The organism is Roseovarius dicentrarchi, from assembly GCF_003316635.1.
Classification (GTDB): domain Bacteria; phylum Pseudomonadota; class Alphaproteobacteria; order Rhodobacterales; family Rhodobacteraceae; genus Roseovarius; species Roseovarius dicentrarchi.
On sequence record NZ_QNQP01000002.1, the window covers coordinates 196,869 to 214,222 of the forward strand.

Sequence of the window (17,354 nt, forward strand, 5' to 3'; positions counted from 1 at the left end):
CCTTGCGGCCTGTCATTACGGTCAAGTGATAGGGCGCGACCCCGGTGCAGTCCAGAGGCCGGATGCCGGATATACCGAATGCAAGGTGACACCCCTGCCGCAAGTTTTGCCCGCCCGCCTCAGGCGCCGATGGCAAGCCGCTGACCGTCCAGATCCGATGGCTCGGGGTCGCGCAGGACGTATCCACGGCCCCAGACCGTTTCGATATGACTGTCACCGCCCGTTGCCACGCTCAGCTTCTTGCGCAATTTGCAGATGAATACGTCGATAATTTTCAGCTCAGGTTCGTCCATGCCGCCATAAAGGTGGTTCAGGAACATCTCCTTGGTCAGTGTGGTGCCCTTGCGCAGGCTGAGCAGCTCAAGCATCTGGTACTCCTTGCCGGTCAGATGCACGGTTTTGCCGCCGACTTCGACGGTTTTGCCATCCAGATTGACGTGGATCTTGCCGGTCCGGATCACCGATTGAGAGTGTCCCTTGGACCGGCGGATGATGGCGTGAATACGCGCAACCAGCTCCTCGCGGTGAAACGGTTTGGTCAGATAGTCATCGGCGCCAAAGCCGAAGCCCTTGATCTTGCTTTCAGTATCATCAGCACCTGACAGGATCAGAATCGGCGTTTCGATCTTTGCCAGCCGCAACTGTCGCAATACGTCATGGCCCGTCATGTCCGGCAACCCGATGTCGAGCAGGATCAAATCGTAATCATACAGTTTGGCCAGATCGATCCCTTCTTCGCCAAATTCCGTCGTATAAACGTTAAGATTGGCGTGCGTCAGCATCAATTCGATGCTTTTCGACGTGGTGGGATCGTCTTCAACCAAAAGGATACGCATTCGCTTACTCCGCATGTAGGATCTGTTCGCACCAACCTTGACCAAAATTGGTTAACTACAAGTTACCGTAAGCGAACATTTAGCGAAAACAACTCAGGGTTGTCTATAATTTTTCAAAGCGGTGACTTTCAACGCCTGTTCCCCATGCAACGACACCGCGCGCACCCACTCGGCAAACTCTTCATCGCTCAGCCCATAGCGCGCGCAGGCGTCGCCCTGCGAAATCAGGCCATAGAGTACGCCGCGCACCACCGCCAGCTTGCGCGAGGCGACCCAGCGGGTCGTGTTTGCGGGCGGCAAATCGGCCTGCGTCATTGCCTTGCCGTCTGGCAAGGTTACCGCGCGTACGCCTTCGACTTTTTTCAGATACATCGTTCCAATCCCCCTAATATACCGAAGGCAAAGATGCATCTTGCGTTGTTAACGCCGCCTGAAACACCGGCGGCAAAGTACCTAGGATTTAGCTAAACCGTTTTGCGTTTCCCGGCCCGCGCCCCTATATCACGGCCATAGATCTGCAAAGGAATACGCATATGGCTCTCGATGCCGCCCCCCGCATCAATTCGCTTGGCTTTGCCAAGCCCGAAGCGCAAACGCGCGTTGTCGTCGCCATGTCGGGCGGCGTCGACAGTTCGGTCGTGGCGGCGCAACTGGCCGAAGAAGGCTACGACGTGGTCGGCGTCACCTTGCAGCTATATGACCACGGCGCGGCGCTGGCCAAAAAGGGCGCCTGCTGCGCGGGGCTTGATATCCACGACGCCCGCCGCGTGGCCGAGGAAATGGGCTTTCCCCACTATGTTCTGGATTATGAGAACGTCTTCAAGGAGGCCGTGATCGACGAATTCGCCGACAGCTATCTGGCTGGCGCGACGCCCGTTCCCTGCATCCGCTGCAACGAGCGGGTCAAGTTCAAGGATCTGCTGGGAACCGCGCGCGATCTGGAGGCCGATTGCATGGCAACCGGGCATTATATTCAGCGCAAAATGGGCGCAAATGGACCCGAGCTGCATTCTGCCGAGGATGCGAACCGCGATCAGTCCTATTTCCTGTTCTCCACCACGCCGGAGCAGCTGGATTATCTGCGCTTCCCACTGGGCCACCTGCCCTCCAAGGACGCAACCCGCGCATTGGCAGCCAAATACGGGCTGAGCGTGGCGGACAAGCCCGACAGTCAGGATATCTGCTTTGTTCCCAATGGCAATTACGCCGCTGTCATCGAGAAACTGCGCCCCGGCGCTGCCGAGCCGGGCGAGATTGTCGACACCGACGGCACTGTTTTGGGCCAGCATGAGGGCGTGTTGCACTACACCGTCGGACAGCGGCGCGGGCTGGGTATTGGCGGGCTGGAATCGCCGCTATATGTGGTCAAGCTGGACGTGGATGCGCGACAAGTCATTGTCGGGCCAAAAGAAATGCTCAGCACCGCGATCGTGCCCGTGCGCGAGATTAACTGGCTGGGCGATGATGCGTTTGACGCGGTGCCGGTGCGGCAACTGTCGGTCAAGGTCCGCTCCACCCGCGCCCCGCGCGAGGCGATCGTGCGCCCCCTGTCGCCCACAACGGCCGAAGTGGAATTGCTGACCCCGGAGGAAGGCGTCGCGCCCGGTCAGGCCTGCGTGTTCTACGACAGCGACAGCACGCGCATCTTCGGCGGTGGCTGGATCTGGCGCGGTTACTGACGGGCTATTCCAGCCCGCTCAGCACCGCGCGCGCCGCTCTCAAGCCCGGCGCGTCACCGCCTTTGCCTAACCGCTGCATCGTTAGCTGCATTGCGGCTAACTGCGCACCCGGAGCGTCCAGCATTTTCAGCAATGCGGCGCTTATTTCCGGCGGATTGCAATGCTTGCCGTTGCATTCGGGAATGGCGCGGGTTTCGCTGACCAGATTGACCAGCGTCAGCGTGTCGATCTTCAGCATCGCGGCGATGATCTGCCTGCTGATCCAGCTGACATCATAGGCGATCACCATCGGGGTTTCGCTGGCTGCCAGTTCCAGCGACACTGTCCCCGATGCCGCCAGCGCGCCCGTGGCCGCGCCGAATGCGCACATCTTTTCATGCTTGTAGTCGGCGCTCTTCATGTTGCTTGGGTCAATCAGAACCGGCGCCACCGGCCAGTCCGCGATGACCCCGCGCAAGATGGGCGCCACATGCGCCGTAGTGGGCACAACCACCCGCAGATCCGGATGCCGCGCAATGACCGGCGCCAGCGCCTTGCCGAAAATCGGACCCAGCCGCGCGACCTCGCCCTTGCGGGAGCCGGGCAAGACCAGCAAGACAGGCGCATCGCCCAAATCGTTGCGCCGGCGGAATTCACTGATATCTGACGCGCTCGCCTGCGGTTCAGCCACAACAGGATGCCCGACGAAATCGCACTCCATTCCGGCCGATTGCATATAGGGCGGCTCGAACGGCAGCAGCGCCAGAACATGGTCGATCACCTTGGCCATCCTGGCCGCCCGCCCGGCGCGCCAGGCCCAGACGGACGGCGCCACGTAATGAACCGTGCGCATCGCGCTGCGCGCCTTGACCAGCGCGGCCACGCGCAGCGAAAAATCGGGACTGTCAATGGTGATTAACACATCCGCGCCGCTGGCCAGCGCGGCGTCAGCCGTCTGGCGAATCCGTCGCTTGAGGTGGCGATATTTCGGCAACACCTCTGTGATGCCCATAACGCTGAGTTCGTCCATCGCAAACAAGCTGTCCAGCCCTTCGGCCTGCATCAGCGCGCCGCCGATGCCCTGAAACTCGACGTCTGTCAGCTCTTTCAATCCGGCCATGAGTGCCGCCCCCAGACGGTCACCGGAAGCCTCCCCAGCCAGGATGAAGACCTTCATGCAATATCCTGAGAAATCAGGAATATTCCGCGCTCCTGCGCCAGTTCCAAGGTTTCAGCGCGCTGCATGAGAACAACTTTTCCCGCCGCGATCACCAGCCCGGCAAGCCCCGCATCCGCCACCGCTGCCACAGTCCTTGGCCCGACTGTCGGCATATCTATGCGCAGATCCTGCCCGGCTTTAGGCGCCTTTACATAGACGCCGCGCGCACCGCGGCGCAGTGCGGCAGGCGTCTGTGCGACATAGGCCAGTAGCGCATCTGTGCCCTGCACCGTCTCAATTCCCAGACATTGGCCGCCCGCCACAACGCAGCCTTGCCCGATATCCAAGGGGGAAATTGCCGTCAGGATATGCGCACCGCGTGCGGCATCGGTCAGATCGACGGGCAACGGCGCTGGTCCGGCAGTCAGCCCCCCTTGCGCCGTCAAACCCGGCAAAAGCTCATGCGCACCCAGCACCGCAAATCCCTGCTCTTCAAACATGGAAATCACAAAGCGCAGCAGCGCATCGTCCCCTTGCGGGATCGCCGCCATCAGGCCGGGTGCAAGGCGCATCATCTCGGCGTCAAATTCAGCCGGGTTCAGCGCCGGTCGCGTCAGCGTGCCGGCAAAAACCATTCGCGTGACGCCTTCCGCCTTCATTGCCGCGAACAAAGCGCCGATCTGTTCCAGCGGAAATTCCTGCGCGCTGGCTGACAGCTCGCTCGGGACGCCGCGCAGGGTAAAGTGTACCGCATCGGGGTGCGCGCGCGCCAGCATCACAGGCAATGCGCCGCCACAAGCGAGGATGGCAAGACGGCCCGCCACAGTCTAACCCTGCCCCGGTGTCAGAAATGAACGGTCGCTGGCGGCGGTCACAAAGTCAACGATATGAGCAACATAGGCGCTGTCCGTCTCTGCCCCCATGCGGCGCGCCCGCTCCTGAAATGTGCCTTCGCCCTGCGCAAGCATCTGGAACGCCGCGCGCAGCGCCGTGATATCGGCCCGGCCCACGCCGCGCCGTTTCAGCCCCACCAGGTTCAGCCCGTCCAACACACCGCGCGGCGCCTGTACCAGGCCATAGGGAATCACGTCATTGGTCACCATGGTCACAGCGCCGATTATGGCACCGCGTCCGATCCGTACAAACTGATGCACGCCCGACAGGCCGCCGATAATCACGTCATCCTCAACCACGCAATGCCCCGCCAGTGCGGCATTATTGACCACGATCACCCGGTTGCCGACGCGCACGTCATGCGCGATATGACAGCCCGCCATCAGCAGGCAATCATCGCCAACCTGCGTTAGCCCGCCACCACCCGCCGTCCCGGTATTGATCGTCACATGCTCGCGAATGCGGGCGCGCGCGCCAATTTGCAGACGGGTCTTTTCGCCCTGGAATTTCAGATCCTGAGGAATTTCTCCAATGCAAGCAAAGGAGTAGACCGTGCTGCCCTCACCGATGGTCGTGTCGCCGGTGATCACGACGTGACTTTTCAACGTCACGCCGGCGCCCAGGCGTACATCAGGGCCGATGTGGCAAAAGGGACCAATCACGCAGCCTGCGCCGATCTGTGCGCCATCCTCGATAATGGCGCCGGGATGAATACCGCTGGTGTTCATTCCGCCTTGGTCCCGCCCAGATCCATCATCGCGGTAAAGGACGCCTCGCAAGCCATTTCGCCATCTACCGACGCCACACCGGCAAATTTCCAGACCTTGCCGCCCGGCTTGCCGCGCTGCGTTGTCAGGCGCATCTCCAGCACATCGCCCGGCACCACCATGCGGCGGAACTTGCAGCTTTCGATGGCCATGAAATAGACCAGCATGTTTTTATCCTGCATTTCCAGCGCGGTGCCCACCATGACGGCCGCCGTCTGCGCCATCGCCTCGATGATGGTGACACCGGGCATGATGGGTTTGCCTGGAAAATGGCCCTGAAAATGCGGCTCGTTCATGGTCACGTTCTTGATGCCCGTGGCCGATTGATATCCGTCGATGTCGCGCACCTTGTCGACCAGCAGGAATGGATAGCGATGGGGGATCAGCCGCTGAATCATGTGAATATCGGCAGTTTGCAGCGTCTGTGTCATCGTTTTCCTTTCAGGCGCCGCACGGACGCTGTTCGTTCCGGGCGGTGCCCTGACTGCGGGCAGACGGCGCCCAATTTGCGCAAATCTGTAGCAATTCAGCCCGTGCGGAGCAAGATCGCGTCACTCATCCGCCGGGTTGCCACCGGATGTGTCCGCGCCGCTCGGGTTGTCGGAATCTTCCCCGTCGGGCGCGTCGATCTCGGGCAATGCGTCCGCGCCCTCTTCGGTGGCCATGTCAGATCCGTCACCAACGGCGGCGTCCACCCGCGCGATTGCCAGATCGGTTATATCAATGGCGTCGGCACGCAGCAAAACCTGCCGGTTGTCCAAGATAAGGCTGCCACCTCTTTCGCGCATGACCTGGACCAGAACAGGCTCTGCCATCCGCATCAATGACAGCGGTGCAATCTCGCGGCCGCGTTCCAGATCGCGTGCCTTGCGTTCATTTTCCTGCCGGATTGAGCGGACTTTGGCATCAAACGCGTCGGCCATCGTGCGAAATTGCTTGGGCGTCATATCCGCGCGGGCGTCGGTCAGCGCCTGTTCTTCGGCGCGTAGCTCCGCCTCCAGTTCGCGGTTGCTTGCAATCAGCCGGTCACGTTCGGCCTCATATTGCGCGATCAGGCGCTGGCCGACCAATGTGCCGGTAAACAGACGATCAGGGTCCAGCGTCAAAATCGCGCTCTGAACGGTGCCGATCTCCTGCGCCTGCACCGCGCCGCCCGCGACGATCAGGGCGGACGCGGGCAGCAAAGGTGCAAACGAAAGGGCCAGCGCACCCAAAAATGCGCCGGCCCTTCTGTATCTTGCCGGATCGCACATCAGAAGGTCGAGGCGATGGACACGTCAAAGGATTGCGTCTGGTCGCCCGTCTCTTTCTGAAGCGCCTGCGAGAAGTTGAAGCGCAGCGGACCGAACGGCGATGTCCAGATCAGTGAGACACCGATGGCAGAGCGCGGTTTGAAATCTATCGACGACAGCGGGCCGGTCGCGCCGACTGTGTCCACATCCCAGATGCTGCCGACATCCAGGAATGCGCCGCCCGTCAGGCCGTATTCTTCGGGCAGGCCCAGCGGGAATTCCGCGTCCAGTTTCAGCGCGGCAAAGTAGTTACCGCCCAGCTGCTCGGTGCCCTCCAGCGGGCCGATGCCATTGGGTTCGAACCCGCGAATGATCTGGCCTGCATAACGGTCCACCGCGCGGCTGTCCTTGCTGCCGGTAAAGTTCAGCGCGCCGGCCTCAAGCGTGGCCCGCAAGGTGACCTCTTCGTTCAGAACCTTGGTCTGTGCGATCGCACGCGCCGTGGTCTGGATATATTCCTGATCCCCGCCAAGCCCGTAAAAATCCTGGCCAAAGGACAGAAGAACGCCCGCATTGGGGTTCAGGCCCGTGCGGCGGGTGTCGAAGGTGTAATTGTAGCCAACGCCGCTTTCAAATTCGCCGCCGCGCAGGCTTTCATTCGCAAGGATGCCGCTTGTGCCGGTATAATTGTCCATATCCTTGTAACCAGCTGAATAGCTGATTTGCAGGCGGCCGTTTTCACTGACCGGGAAGGTCAGGCTGGGCCGGAACCGGCCAACGGTGGTGTCATAAAGCGCGAAATCGCCCTCTGTCTCAATCAGCGCGAATTCCAGCCCGAAGGCAACATCACGGCTCAGGAATGCCGGTTCGACGAAGTTGATGTTGTAATTGGCCCGGTCGGCGCTGGCGGCAATCTGCGCCGACAAACGCTGGCCGCGTCCAAGAAAGTTGCGCTCGGCAAAGCCGATGGTGAACCCGATGCCGGAGCTGGTTGAATAGGATGCGCCGAACGACAGCGACCCGGTGCTTTTCTCTTCGACGTCGACGTCGACGATCACCTGATCGGGGCGCGATCCCTCGCGCGCGTCCACTTCAGCCGTTTCAAAGAAATCCAGCGCGCGGATACGTTCGGCCGATTCGCGGATCTCGCGCGGGTTGAACGGGTCGCCCTCCACCGTGTCGAACTGGCGGCGGATCACCCTGTCCAGCGTGGTGGTGTTGCCCTCGATATCAATCCGCTCAACAAAAATGCGCGGACCGCGCACCAGCGCAAATTCGACATCCAGCGATTGATCGCGGTCATTACGGGTGATGCGCGGCTCGACCCGCAGGAAATCCACGCCCTGACGCACGCCCAAACGCTCCATCCGGGCAATCGCGTTTTCCACCTTGGCCGGCGAGTAAATCTCGCCGGGCTTGACGTTCAGCGCGGCCTGATATTCGGCGGCAACCGCACCGGGCAGTTCGCTGACCGTTGTGATGCGCCCAAAGCGGAATTGCTGACCTTCCTGCACGTTGAAGGTGATAAAATAGGTGTCACGCTCTCGCGCCAGTTCGGCATTGACGCCGGTTACCCGAAAATCGACATAGCCGCGCGCCGAATAGAAATCAGCCAGCACTTGTTTGTCGAACTCGATGCGGTCCTCGACAAATGTGTCGCGGTTGATGATCGCCCGCAGAAGGCCGGCCTGCTTGGATCCGACAACCCGGCGCAGACGCCCATCCGAATACGCGCGGTTGCCAACAAAGCTGACGCGCTGCACTTCGATCTTCTTGCCCTCGAAAATCTCGAACACCAGATCGACGCGGTTATCGCTGCGGCGGATCACCTTGGGATTGACGCGCGCGGCGCTGCGGCCCGTTTCGGCGTAGGCACCCACGATGGTTGCCGCATCCCGCTCCGCCTTGGCGGGGTTGAACACCTGACGCGAGGCGCTTTCGACGATGCCGGACAGATCCTCGTCCTTGATCTTGGAGTTGCCCTCGAACGCGATCTTGGAAATCGTCGGGTATTCGATCACCTTGATTTCCAGCGTGTTGCCGCGCGGAGTGATCGACACATCCTCGAACAGGCCACTGCCAAGGATTCGCTGATAGGCATCGTTCAGTTCGGCCGCCGAAACGGTCTGGCCGCGCCCGATGCCTGCATATGTCAGGATTGTCCCCGCTTCGATGCGCTGATTTCCGGCAATGGCCACATCTGTAAAGCGATAAGACTGCGCCTGTGCGGGCAGCGGTGCCATTGAGAACGCCAGAGAAACCAGGCAGGCGGTTCCGAAACCGGACTTGGCCCGCTGGAATGCCGAAGTGTGATTGCGCGATGCGCGCAGAAATTTCGGATGATTCATAATCCCAACCCAGTCAGACAAGCCAATATGCTAGTTCAGTAACGGGTCGCGTGGGCCTTGTCAAAACGCCTGTGCTTCAGAGTGCGGCAGGAAGTGACGTTCATGCGCGCCTTGGGCCGTGACGCCTAAAGTGAGGCAACATACGCGGCGGCAAACAGGGCAACCGCGATGGCGCCCGGAAACAGCAGGCGGTCGCAGTTGACGTTGATCAGCACGCTCATGCCGCGATATCCGTCTGTAATGTAACGCATTGGTCAGTCTCCTTGCAGATGGCCATGTCCCGAATGACATTAGGGGGCCGTTGCAGGAGGGTATGACACCGCATTGTGGCACCATCCGGCGCCGAATTACGGCAAAATTCGGGCAAGGCGCGCCCTGCCCGGATTTTTCACCTGAATTTACATGCGCAGTACCATATCTGGCGTTTTGCGCCCCTGATCCGAATCAGGGGCACCAGATATCGTTGAACAGCGCAAACAGCATCAGGCTGAGGATCATGGTCAGACCGATCGTCATCATCACGCGCAGCGCGCCGTCACTGGGCGGTTTGCGAAACACGGCCTCGTAGGCGTGGAACACCAAGTGCCCGCCATCCAGCACAGGGATGGGAAACAGGTTCAGCAGGCCAACAGCCGTCGACAGCACAGCGATGAACCAGATGAAATTTTCGGCGCCCTGACTGGCCATCGCGCCCGAGGTTTGGGCAATGCCGATGGGCCCCGACATGTTGCAGCTGCTGATGGCGCCCGTCACCATATAATACAGCCCCGAAACCGAACTGGCCGCGACCGCATATGTCTGGCGTACGCCATCCCCCAGCGCCTCGATCGGGCCGACAGCTTCGGTGCCCGGCTCGAATGCCCAGCCGCCGGCGATTCCAATGCGCCACTGGGTCGCGAAACCGCCATCCACCTGCGGCTCGTCCATGCGGCGCGGGGTCAGGCTCAGCTGCTGCTGCTGCGTGCCGTCGCGCCAGACATCCAGTTGCAAGGGCGCACCATTGGACGCCTCAACCACCTCCTTGAGTTGGGTGAATGACAAAATCGGCGTGCCGTTGATCCCCGAAATCACGTCCCCCGCCTTGATCCCCGCGTTATAGGCGGCCGATTGCGGCGCAAGCGCCGTCACAATCGGCGGAAGCGGGTGCGGCCCTGGCACTGTCAGTTCCTGCCCGTCACGCAGCACGCGGTATTCCATCACCTGCTGGTCCGGCAGTGCCGACGTGAATGTATCGAACGCGCCGCGGTCGTCATATCCGGGCATCGGGGTGCCGGAAATATCCAGCACCGTATCGCCCGGCTGCAATGCAATACCCTGCGCTGGCAGCGGTTTCAGCGATCCGACCTGAAGCGGCTCGGCCATCTTGCCCTGTGCCAGAATGACGCCGCCAAAGATCAGGATCGACAGAATGAAATTGAACACCGGCCCCGCCGCCACCGTCGCACTGCGCGCCCAGAGCGGTGCGCCATGCATGGTCTGGCGCAGCCGTTCGGGCGGCGTTGCCGTCATGGCCGCGCTGTCCTTGCCGCTGGCGGCATCGGCATCGCCGAGAAACTTGACGTAGCCGCCAAACGGCAGTGCCGCGACCTGCCACCGGGTGCCATGTTTATCAACGCGCGAGAACAGCACCGGCCCAAAACCCAGCGAAAACACTTCGGCCTTGATGCCGGACCAGCGGCCGACAATGTAATGGCCGTATTCATGCACCGCCACGATGACCGACAGGGCCACGACAAAAGCGGCAATGACGCCCAGCAGGCTGCCAAATTGCGGAAGAAGCGCTGAAATATCCAAAAACTGTCCTATTCTGCCTGCATTGGCACCGCGCGGCTGCGTCAGGCAGCGATCAGGCGGTCCATCTGTTGCCGTGTAAGGTGGTCGCAGCGGCGCACGCTTTCAAGCGTGATGTCGCTCTTCGGTGCATCGCACAGCCCATGGTCAAGCGCTTGGGCGACCAGCGCGCTCATATCCACAAAGCCGATGCGCCCGGCGATGAAGTGGTCCAGCGCCCGCTCTTTTGCGGCGTTGAAAATGGCGCCGGCGTGGCCGCCTGCCGCCATCACCTGCCACGCCAGCGCCAGCGCCGGATAGCGGGCCGGGTCCGGCACGCTGAAATCCAGACGACCGACCGATGCCAGATCCAGCCGCGCCACCGGCAGGTGGCGGCGGTCCGGCCAGTTCAGCGCAAAGCCGATGGCATGACGCATATCCGGCGGGCCGACATGCGCCATAAGCGCCCCGTCATTGAAACCGACCAGCGCGTGAACCGTGCTCTGCGGATGAACCAGCACCTCGATCTGGCTGGGGTCCAGCGCGAAAAACTCCTTCGCCTCAATGACTTCCAGAGCCTTGTTGAACATGGATGCCGAATCGATCGTGATGCGCTGCCCCATGTCCCAGTTGGGATGGGTCGAAGCCTCCTCCACGCCGACATGCGCCAGATCGGCCACGGGCCGATCCCGAAAAGCGCCGCCCGAGGCGGTGATGATCACCCGCTCGACTGCCGCGCGATCCTCGCCGATCAGCGCCTGAAAAATGGCGGAATGTTCGCTGTCTACCGGCAGGATGCGGGCATTGTACCGTGCCGCCGTGGCCAGCATCAGCGGACCGGCAGTCACCAGCGATTCCTTGTTCGCCAGGGCCAATGTGCCGCCCTGCTCCAGCGCGGCCAATCCCGGCGCAAGGCCCGCCACGCCGACAATGGCCGACATGGTCCAGTCCGCCGGGCGCTGCGCCGCCTCAATCAGCGCATCGGCGCCGGCGGCCACCGCGACGTCGCTGCCTGCAAGCGCGCCGCGCAGATCCTCCAGCAGGTCGGGATGGGCTGTCACGGCCAGCTCCGCGCGATGGCGGCGCGCGTCGGCGGCCAGTTGCGCGATATTGCGCCCGCCCGTCAGCGCCACCACCTGAAAATCGTCGGGCGCCCGCGCGATCAGATCAAGCGTGTTTTGCCCGATGGACCCCGTCGCGCCCAGAATGGTTACACGCCTCATAGGATCCCCGGCAGCATCCCGACCAGCCACAGCGCCCCGACCAGCAGCATCGCGCCCAGCATGGCATCGAACCGGTCCAGAACCCCGCCATGGCCGGGGATCAGGTTCGAGCTGTCCTTGACGCCGGCGCGCCGTTTGATCCAGCTTTCCCAGATGTCACCGGCCTGCCCTGTGACGGCCACCAGCGCCGACAGCACCATGAGCTGCGCGCCGATGCCCAGATACAGCCCAAAGCCAAGCCCCATGACCGCGCCCGCCACCCAGCCGGCGGCAGTGCCGGACCATGTTTTCTTGGGGCTGATCGCGGGCCAGAATTTCGGTCCACCAATCGCGCGGCCGGCAAAATATCCTGCAACATCAACCGATACGACAACACAGATCACCCAAAGGATCCACGCCAATCCGGCATCGACGCGCAGCAGGATTGCCGTGTAACATGCCAGCAAAATGCAGGCGGCATAAATGCCGAACAAAATCCGCCGCTCCGCCAGTTGCCACGCGCCGAAACCGGCGACAAACACCAGCCCCGGCAGGGCCAGCCATACCGGCAGCGCCCATGCAACGGCCAGCGCCAGCCCGGCGATCACCCCCATGCCCGGCGCCCAGGCATCGCCGCCCAACATGCGCGACAATTCCCACACCATCGCACCGCCGATAATCCACAGCGCAGCGGCAAAGATCATGCCCCCGGCCCATAGCACGATGACGCCGACGGTGATCATCACCGCCGCCGAGATTACCCTTGCATTCAGATCATTCCAGCGCGCCGGCAGACTCATGGTTTGGCTCCTCCAAATCGGCGGTCGCGTCCACCATATGCTGATACGATTCCGGCAAAGATATCCTTGGTGAAATCCGGCCAGAGCGTGTCGACAAATTCATACTCCGCATAGGCCGATTGCCATAGCAAAAAGTTTGAAATCCGCGCTTCGCCCGATGTGCGGATGACCAGATCAGGATCAGGCAAAACCCTTGTATCCAAGTACCTTGTCAGCGTTTCTTCATCCACATCCGCAGGGTCAAGCGCGCCTGCGGCGACGTCTTCGGCCAGATGTTTGATGGCGCGGCTCACCTCGTCGCGGCTGCCGTAATTCAGCGCGATGGTCAGGTGAATGCGGTCGTTGCCTTCGGTGATGCCCTCCAATTCGTCCATCAGCGAAATCAGCTTGGCATCCAGCCGCACGCGGTCGCCGATGAACCGGACGCGCACACCCTCGTCGCGCAGCGCGCGCGCCTCCTTGGCGATGTAGCGGCGAAAAAGGCTCATCAAACCGGCCACTTCGGTCTGGGTCCGCTTCCAATTTTCGGTGGAGAAGGCGAATACTGTCAGATACTTGACCCCCAGATCGGGACAAGCATCGACAATTTCGCGCACCCGTTTGGCGCCGGCATGGTGGCCGAACAGGCGCGGCCGCCCGCGCGCCTGCGCCCAGCGGCCATTGCCGTCCATGATCACGGCCACATGGCGCGGGCCCTGATGCGCTTGCGGGGCGGTTGGTGCCGCCTCTGCGCTGTCTGTGCCCTTGCGCCGGAACATCCTAGACCTGCATGATCTCGGCCTGTTTCGTCTCCAGCGACTCGTCAACGCGGGCGATAAAACGGTTGGTCAGCTCCTGAACCTCGGTTTCCCAGAATTTCTGATCGTCCTCGGACATGCCGTTTGCCTTGCCCTTCTTGATCTGGTCCATGCCATCACGACGCACGTTGCGCACCGCGACGCGGGCGTTTTCGGCATATTGCGAGGCAACCTTGGTCAGATCGCGGCGGCGCTCTTCGTTCAGTTCGGGAATGGGCAGCATGATGATGGTGCCATTCATCTGAGGATTGATCCCCAAGCCGCTGTTACGAATGGCTTTTTCGACCTTGTTGACCAGCCCCTTGTCCCAGACGTTGATGGTGACCATGCGCGGTTCGGGCACGTTGACGGTGCCGACCTGATTGATCGGCGTCATCTGCCCGTAGGCATCCACCATCACCGGCTCAAGGATCGAGGCACTGGCGCGCCCGGTGCGCAGGGATGAAAATTCGGTTCGGAGCGATGCAATCGCCCCTTCCATGCGCCGTTCCAGATCGGCGGTGTCAATTTCGATATCTTCGGACATAATCGTGTTTCCTCTGCGGTCTGCCTTGTGCGCTGCGTCAGGCATGAACGGTTGTATAAGTGCCTTCTCCGGCCAGAATACCGCGAAAGCCCCCCGGCTCGTCCAGACTGAAGACGATGATCGGCAGGTTATTGTCACGCGCCAGGGCAATGGCGCTGGCATCCATTACTTGCAGATGCTTGGCCAGCACGTCGTCATAGCTGATCCGGTCATAGCGCACGGCGTCCGCATTGGTCATCGGGTCCTTGTCATAAACGCCGTCCACCTTTGTGCCTTTCAGGATCGCCTCGCACGCCATTTCATTGGCGCGCAACGTCGCGGCCGTGTCGGTGGTGAAATAGGGGTTGCCCGTACCGGCGGCAAAGATGCAGACGCGCTTTTTCTCAAGGTGGCGCACGGCGCGGCGGCGGATATATGGCTCGGCCACTTCATCCATGCGGATCGCCGATATGACGCGGCAAAATACGCCCAGCTCCTCCAGCGCGCTTTGCATGGCCAGCGCGTTCATCACCGTGGCCAGCATGCCCATGTAATCGGCTGTCGTCCGCTCCATCCCCTGGGCCGAACCGGAAAGCCCGCGAAAGATGTTGCCGCCGCCAATCACCATGCAGATCTCAACACCCATGTCGTGAACGACTTTGACCTCGCGCGCGATCCGCTCCACGGTGGGCGGATGCAGGCCGTAGGCCGTGTCGCCCATCAACGCCTCCCCCGAGATTTTCAACATCACGCGCCGAAAGGTGGTTCGAGGGGTGTCACTGTCCGGCATGGGGGATCTCCTTGCATGTCTGAGGCGCAAAATGTCGCAATCGGCGGCAAAGTTCAATCGCTTAAACCGGGGTTGCGCTGCAATGCAGCATGAAACAGCGCTGCGCCCCCTCGCCCCCGGTGCCGCGCCGCGCTAAAAGGGCGCCATGCTGAAGAACCTGACCTTGACCCGCAACGCCCCTGTCCTGATCGCCGGACCCACCGCCTCGGGCAAGTCCGCGCTGGCGCTGGACATTGCCGAACGTTGGGGCGGCACGATCATCAACGCTGATTCCATGCAGGTCTTTGCCGGATGGCGCATTCTGACCGCGCGCCCCACTGCTCAGGACGAGGCGCGCGCGCCGCATGCGCTGTATGGGCATGTCCCGCAGGAGGCTGATTATTCGGTGGGCCATTGGCTGCGCGATGTGGCGCCTTTGCTCGGCAGCGGCAACCGGCCGATCATCGTGGGCGGTACGGGGCTGTATTTTGCCGCGCTGACCGAGGGGCTGGCCGATATCCCGCCCACCCCCGCCGCGATCCGGGCCGAGGCTGACGCGCTGCGCACCGCCGGCGCGCTGGAGCAGATGCGCAGCGCACTAGATCGCGACACTCGCGCCCGGATCGACCTGCGCAACCCGATGCGCGTGCAGCGCGCGTGGGAGGTGCAGCAGACCACCGGGCGCGGGCTGGCGGCATGGCAGGACGCCACACCGCCGCCACTGCTACCGCTGGCGGACGTCCATGCGCTGTTGCTGGATGCCGATACAGACTGGCTGAACGCGCGGATCGCGGGCCGGCTGGGCACCATGCTGGCCGCCGGTGCGCTGGACGAGGTGCGCGCGAATATGGCCCAAATCGCCGCCGGCTGCCCCAGCGCCAAGGCCATCGGCGCGCCCGAACTTGCGGCGCATCTGCGCGGCGACCTGTCGCTGGCCCAAGCGCAGGAGGCCGCCACCATCGCCACCCGGCAATTTGCCAAACGCCAGCGGACGTGGTTCCGGGCCAGAATGAAAACATGGCAACGGATTGCGTTACCGGGGCATGAATAATTGCACTTTTACGACATATTTTGTGTATAACTCGCCATTATGGCCGTATATGTTGCCCTAAAAGAACCAGCAGGAGCCTGCCGTGACGTCCGCGCCCCAGATCATGACCATCGCGCAGTGGGCGCATGGCGCCCCTTGGCGCCTGACATTGCCGCACAGCCAGCCGCAACATGCGCTGATCTGGATCACGCGCGGACAGGCGCGTGCGGCGGTCGGCGGGCTGCGCCGGGGCGTTGGCGCCCATAATGCGCTGGCTGTGCCTGCCGGCACGCTGTTTTCGCTGGATATCGGGCCGGGCTGCTATGGTCAGGTCTGCCTCATCCCGCCCGGTGGCCCTGCCCTGATGCCGGACGAGCCCGAACATCTGCGCATCCGCGAGGCGCAGACGCAATCCGAGCTGACCGCCCTGCTGGAGGCGCTGACGCGCGAGACAACGCAGGCGCGCCCCTTCTCGGACGAGGCGGCGCAGGCGCTCGCCATCATGATGACTGTCTGGCTGCGCCGCGCCATGATCGCGCAAGAGCCCGGACCGCAACCGACAGCCGCACAGCGTCTGGTCATCGCCTATGCCGCGCTGGTTGAGCAGTGCCATGCCAGCGGCCAGCCCATGGCCGCCTATGCGCGGGATCTGGGGGTGACGCCGACGCATCTGGGCCGCAGCTGCAAGGCGTGTTCGGGGCTGACGGCCTCAGACCTGTTGGTGCAGCGCATCCTGCATGCGGCGCGCGAGTTGCTGGAGGATGGCGAGGATGCAATCCTCCATGTCGCGGCTCGACTGGGGTTTGGCAGCGCTGCCTATTTTTCGCGCTTCATTCACGCGCATACGGGCCTCAGCCCCTCTGCACTGCGCCGCAAGGCACAGGCCGCTTAGCTGCCCCAGATCACGCGCACATAATGCGTGGTTTCCGCAAAAGGCGGCACATCACCGTATTTCTTGACCGCCCCCGGCCCGGCATTATACGCCGCCAGCGCCAGCCGCCATGACCCGAATTCGCGATACTGCATCGCCAGATAGCGCGCGCCGCCCTCCAGGTTCTGCTTGGGATCATGCGGATCGACCCGCAACAACGCCGCCGTGCCTGGCATCAACTGTGCCAGGCCAATGGCGCCCTTGTGTGACAACGCGGCAGCCTTCCAGCCGCTTTCCTGCTGAACCAGACGCAGGAACAAATCCTCCGGCACGGAATATTTGCGCGCAGCCTCTTTGGCCAGTTTCAGGAATTCACCGCGATAGGCTCCGCTATAGGCCACCGCGTTGCCCCATTTGGTCGGCGTATTGATCCGCTCCGGCTGAAGCCGCACAGATGCCTTGTATTGCGACGCGGCGCGGTTATCCAGAACGCTGGTCTGTGACTTGAACTGGTTACCGCGATTCTTGGTTGACAGAATCTCTGCCTGCGCACCCTGCACCACCGTCATTGATGCTCCGAACAGCAATGCCCGCGCAAAAAATCGCTTCATAAGAATACCCCGAAATCCCGTCTCACTCTCCCTCGGTTACACGATTCCCGGCTGGAATTCCAGCTTTACGCGGCACGGGCGCGCCCCGTTCACTGTTCTGGCGCC

General features: G+C 62.2%; 19 protein-coding genes. 3 read left to right on the forward strand and 16 right to left on the reverse strand.

Translation table 11 applies throughout. From position 1 onward, the window contains the following. Nucleotides 1-119: 119 nt before the first annotated feature. A complete protein-coding gene (ctrA, locus tag DQ230_RS02370) occupies nucleotides 120-836 on the reverse strand; it encodes a response regulator transcription factor CtrA (protein ID WP_113910890.1) in 717 nt (238 codons plus the stop codon). A 93-nt stretch (nucleotides 837-929) separates the two neighbouring features. After that, entirely contained in the window at nucleotides 930-1,208 is a 279-nt protein-coding gene (sciP, locus tag DQ230_RS02375) for a CtrA inhibitor SciP (protein WP_113910891.1), read from the reverse strand. A gap of 161 nt (nucleotides 1,209-1,369) precedes the next feature. Between sciP and mnmA the strand changes: the two genes are divergently transcribed. Further along, a complete protein-coding gene (gene mnmA, locus DQ230_RS02380) occupies nucleotides 1,370-2,515 on the forward strand; it encodes a tRNA 2-thiouridine(34) synthase MnmA (RefSeq protein WP_113910892.1) in 1,146 nt (381 codons plus the stop codon). Between the two features lie 4 nt (nucleotides 2,516-2,519). Here mnmA and lpxB read toward each other — a convergent pair whose 3' ends face one another. The 13 genes from lpxB to pyrH all read right to left on the reverse strand — a co-directional run bounded on the left by lpxB (nucleotide 2,520) and on the right by pyrH (nucleotide 14,758). Next, nucleotides 2,520-3,671 (reverse strand): lipid-A-disaccharide synthase, encoded by a 1,152-nt coding sequence (gene lpxB, locus DQ230_RS02385; RefSeq protein WP_113910893.1) that lies wholly within the window; start codon nucleotides 3,669-3,671, stop codon nucleotides 2,520-2,522. After that, nucleotides 3,668-4,477: an LpxI family protein gene (locus DQ230_RS02390; RefSeq protein WP_113910894.1), complete on the reverse strand. Its 810-nt coding sequence runs from the start codon at nucleotides 4,475-4,477 to the stop codon at nucleotides 3,668-3,670. Before DQ230_RS02390 ends, lpxB begins: the two co-directional genes overlap by 4 nt. 3 nt (nucleotides 4,478-4,480) lie before the next feature. Further along, nucleotides 4,481-5,275: an acyl-ACP--UDP-N-acetylglucosamine O-acyltransferase gene (lpxA, locus tag DQ230_RS02395; RefSeq protein ID WP_113910895.1), complete on the reverse strand. Its 795-nt coding sequence runs from the start codon at nucleotides 5,273-5,275 to the stop codon at nucleotides 4,481-4,483. Continuing rightward, entirely contained in the window at nucleotides 5,272-5,745 is a 474-nt protein-coding gene (fabZ, locus tag DQ230_RS02400) for a 3-hydroxyacyl-ACP dehydratase FabZ (protein WP_113910896.1), read from the reverse strand. Before fabZ ends, lpxA begins: the two co-directional genes overlap by 4 nt. A gap of 120 nt (nucleotides 5,746-5,865) precedes the next feature. After that, nucleotides 5,866-6,528, reverse strand: a complete 663-nt coding sequence (locus DQ230_RS02405; protein ID WP_162497342.1) for an OmpH/Skp family outer membrane protein — start codon at nucleotides 6,526-6,528, stop codon at nucleotides 5,866-5,868. Nucleotides 6,529-6,566: 38 nt separating this feature from the next. Next, nucleotides 6,567-8,789 (reverse strand): outer membrane protein assembly factor BamA, encoded by a 2,223-nt coding sequence (gene bamA, locus DQ230_RS02410; protein ID WP_238987398.1) that lies wholly within the window; start codon nucleotides 8,787-8,789, stop codon nucleotides 6,567-6,569. Between the two features lie 230 nt (nucleotides 8,790-9,019). After that, nucleotides 9,020-9,145 (reverse strand): hypothetical protein, encoded by a 126-nt coding sequence (locus tag DQ230_RS17425; protein ID WP_275263517.1) that lies wholly within the window; start codon nucleotides 9,143-9,145, stop codon nucleotides 9,020-9,022. Nucleotides 9,146-9,338: 193 nt separating this feature from the next. Beyond that, nucleotides 9,339-10,688, reverse strand: coding sequence for an RIP metalloprotease RseP (gene rseP / locus DQ230_RS02415; protein WP_113910899.1), 1,350 nt, complete (start codon nucleotides 10,686-10,688; stop codon nucleotides 9,339-9,341). 41 nt (nucleotides 10,689-10,729) lie between these two features. After that, nucleotides 10,730-11,887, reverse strand: a complete 1,158-nt coding sequence (dxr, locus tag DQ230_RS02420) for a 1-deoxy-D-xylulose-5-phosphate reductoisomerase (RefSeq protein WP_113910900.1) — start codon at nucleotides 11,885-11,887, stop codon at nucleotides 10,730-10,732. After that, complete coding sequence (locus tag DQ230_RS02425) at nucleotides 11,884-12,666, reverse strand: phosphatidate cytidylyltransferase (protein WP_113910901.1); 783 nt, start codon at nucleotides 12,664-12,666, stop codon at nucleotides 11,884-11,886. The genes dxr and DQ230_RS02425 overlap by 4 nt, the downstream gene beginning before the upstream one ends. Next, complete coding sequence (gene uppS, locus DQ230_RS02430) at nucleotides 12,663-13,424, reverse strand: polyprenyl diphosphate synthase (RefSeq protein WP_113910902.1); 762 nt, start codon at nucleotides 13,422-13,424, stop codon at nucleotides 12,663-12,665. Before uppS ends, DQ230_RS02425 begins: the two co-directional genes overlap by 4 nt. Before the next feature lies 1 nt (nucleotide 13,425). Continuing rightward, nucleotides 13,426-13,989, reverse strand: a complete 564-nt coding sequence (gene frr / locus DQ230_RS02435; RefSeq protein ID WP_113910903.1) for a ribosome recycling factor — start codon at nucleotides 13,987-13,989, stop codon at nucleotides 13,426-13,428. 37 nt (nucleotides 13,990-14,026) lie between these two features. After that, on the reverse strand, nucleotides 14,027-14,758 hold the full coding sequence (gene pyrH / locus DQ230_RS02440; RefSeq protein WP_113910904.1) for a UMP kinase: 732 nt from the start codon (nucleotides 14,756-14,758) through the stop codon (nucleotides 14,027-14,029). Nucleotides 14,759-14,903: 145 nt separating this feature from the next. Between pyrH and miaA the strand changes: the two genes are divergently transcribed. Continuing rightward, nucleotides 14,904-15,788 (forward strand): tRNA (adenosine(37)-N6)-dimethylallyltransferase MiaA, encoded by an 885-nt coding sequence (miaA, locus tag DQ230_RS02445; RefSeq protein ID WP_113910905.1) that lies wholly within the window; start codon nucleotides 14,904-14,906, stop codon nucleotides 15,786-15,788. An 82-nt stretch (nucleotides 15,789-15,870) separates the two neighbouring features. Next, nucleotides 15,871-16,659: an AraC family transcriptional regulator gene (locus DQ230_RS02450; RefSeq protein WP_238987399.1), complete on the forward strand. Its 789-nt coding sequence runs from the start codon at nucleotides 15,871-15,873 to the stop codon at nucleotides 16,657-16,659. Here the strand turns inward: DQ230_RS02450 and DQ230_RS02455 are convergent. Continuing rightward, nucleotides 16,656-17,249 (reverse strand): lytic transglycosylase domain-containing protein, encoded by a 594-nt coding sequence (locus DQ230_RS02455; RefSeq protein ID WP_113910906.1) that lies wholly within the window; start codon nucleotides 17,247-17,249, stop codon nucleotides 16,656-16,658. The two genes, DQ230_RS02450 and DQ230_RS02455, sit on opposite strands and share 4 nt — an antisense overlap. Nucleotides 17,250-17,354 lie beyond the last annotated feature (105 nt).

What these genes read in the sequence shown, in the direction of transcription:
- DQ230_RS02425 (WP_113910901.1), bottom strand. Translation starts at nt 12,666, where the DNA reads ATGAGTCTGCCGGCGCGCTGGAATGATCTGAATGCAAGGGTAATCTCG.
- ctrA (WP_113910890.1), bottom strand. Translation starts at nt 836, where the DNA reads ATGCGTATCCTTTTGGTTGAAGACGATCCCACCACGTCGAAAAGCATC.
- sciP (WP_113910891.1), bottom strand. Translation starts at nt 1,208, where the DNA reads ATGTATCTGAAAAAAGTCGAAGGCGTACGCGCGGTAACCTTGCCAGAC.
- bamA (WP_238987398.1), bottom strand. Translation starts at nt 8,789, where the DNA reads ATGGCACCGCTGCCCGCACAGGCGCAGTCTTATCGCTTTACAGATGTG.
- pyrH (WP_113910904.1), bottom strand. Translation starts at nt 14,758, where the DNA reads ATGCCGGACAGTGACACCCCTCGAACCACCTTTCGGCGCGTGATGTTG.
- frr (WP_113910903.1), bottom strand. Translation starts at nt 13,989, where the DNA reads ATGTCCGAAGATATCGAAATTGACACCGCCGATCTGGAACGGCGCATG.
- lpxB (WP_113910893.1), bottom strand. Translation starts at nt 3,671, where the DNA reads ATGAAGGTCTTCATCCTGGCTGGGGAGGCTTCCGGTGACCGTCTGGGG.
- dxr (WP_113910900.1), bottom strand. Translation starts at nt 11,887, where the DNA reads ATGAGGCGTGTAACCATTCTGGGCGCGACGGGGTCCATCGGGCAAAAC.
- DQ230_RS17425 (WP_275263517.1), bottom strand. Translation starts at nt 9,145, where the DNA reads ATGCGTTACATTACAGACGGATATCGCGGCATGAGCGTGCTGATCAAC.
- miaA (WP_113910905.1), top strand. Translation starts at nt 14,904, where the DNA reads ATGCTGAAGAACCTGACCTTGACCCGCAACGCCCCTGTCCTGATCGCC.
- mnmA (WP_113910892.1), top strand. Translation starts at nt 1,370, where the DNA reads ATGGCTCTCGATGCCGCCCCCCGCATCAATTCGCTTGGCTTTGCCAAG.
- DQ230_RS02455 (WP_113910906.1), bottom strand. Translation starts at nt 17,249, where the DNA reads ATGAAGCGATTTTTTGCGCGGGCATTGCTGTTCGGAGCATCAATGACG.
- fabZ (WP_113910896.1), bottom strand. Translation starts at nt 5,745, where the DNA reads ATGACACAGACGCTGCAAACTGCCGATATTCACATGATTCAGCGGCTG.
- uppS (WP_113910902.1), bottom strand. Translation starts at nt 13,424, where the DNA reads ATGTTCCGGCGCAAGGGCACAGACAGCGCAGAGGCGGCACCAACCGCC.
- lpxA (WP_113910895.1), bottom strand. Translation starts at nt 5,275, where the DNA reads ATGAACACCAGCGGTATTCATCCCGGCGCCATTATCGAGGATGGCGCA.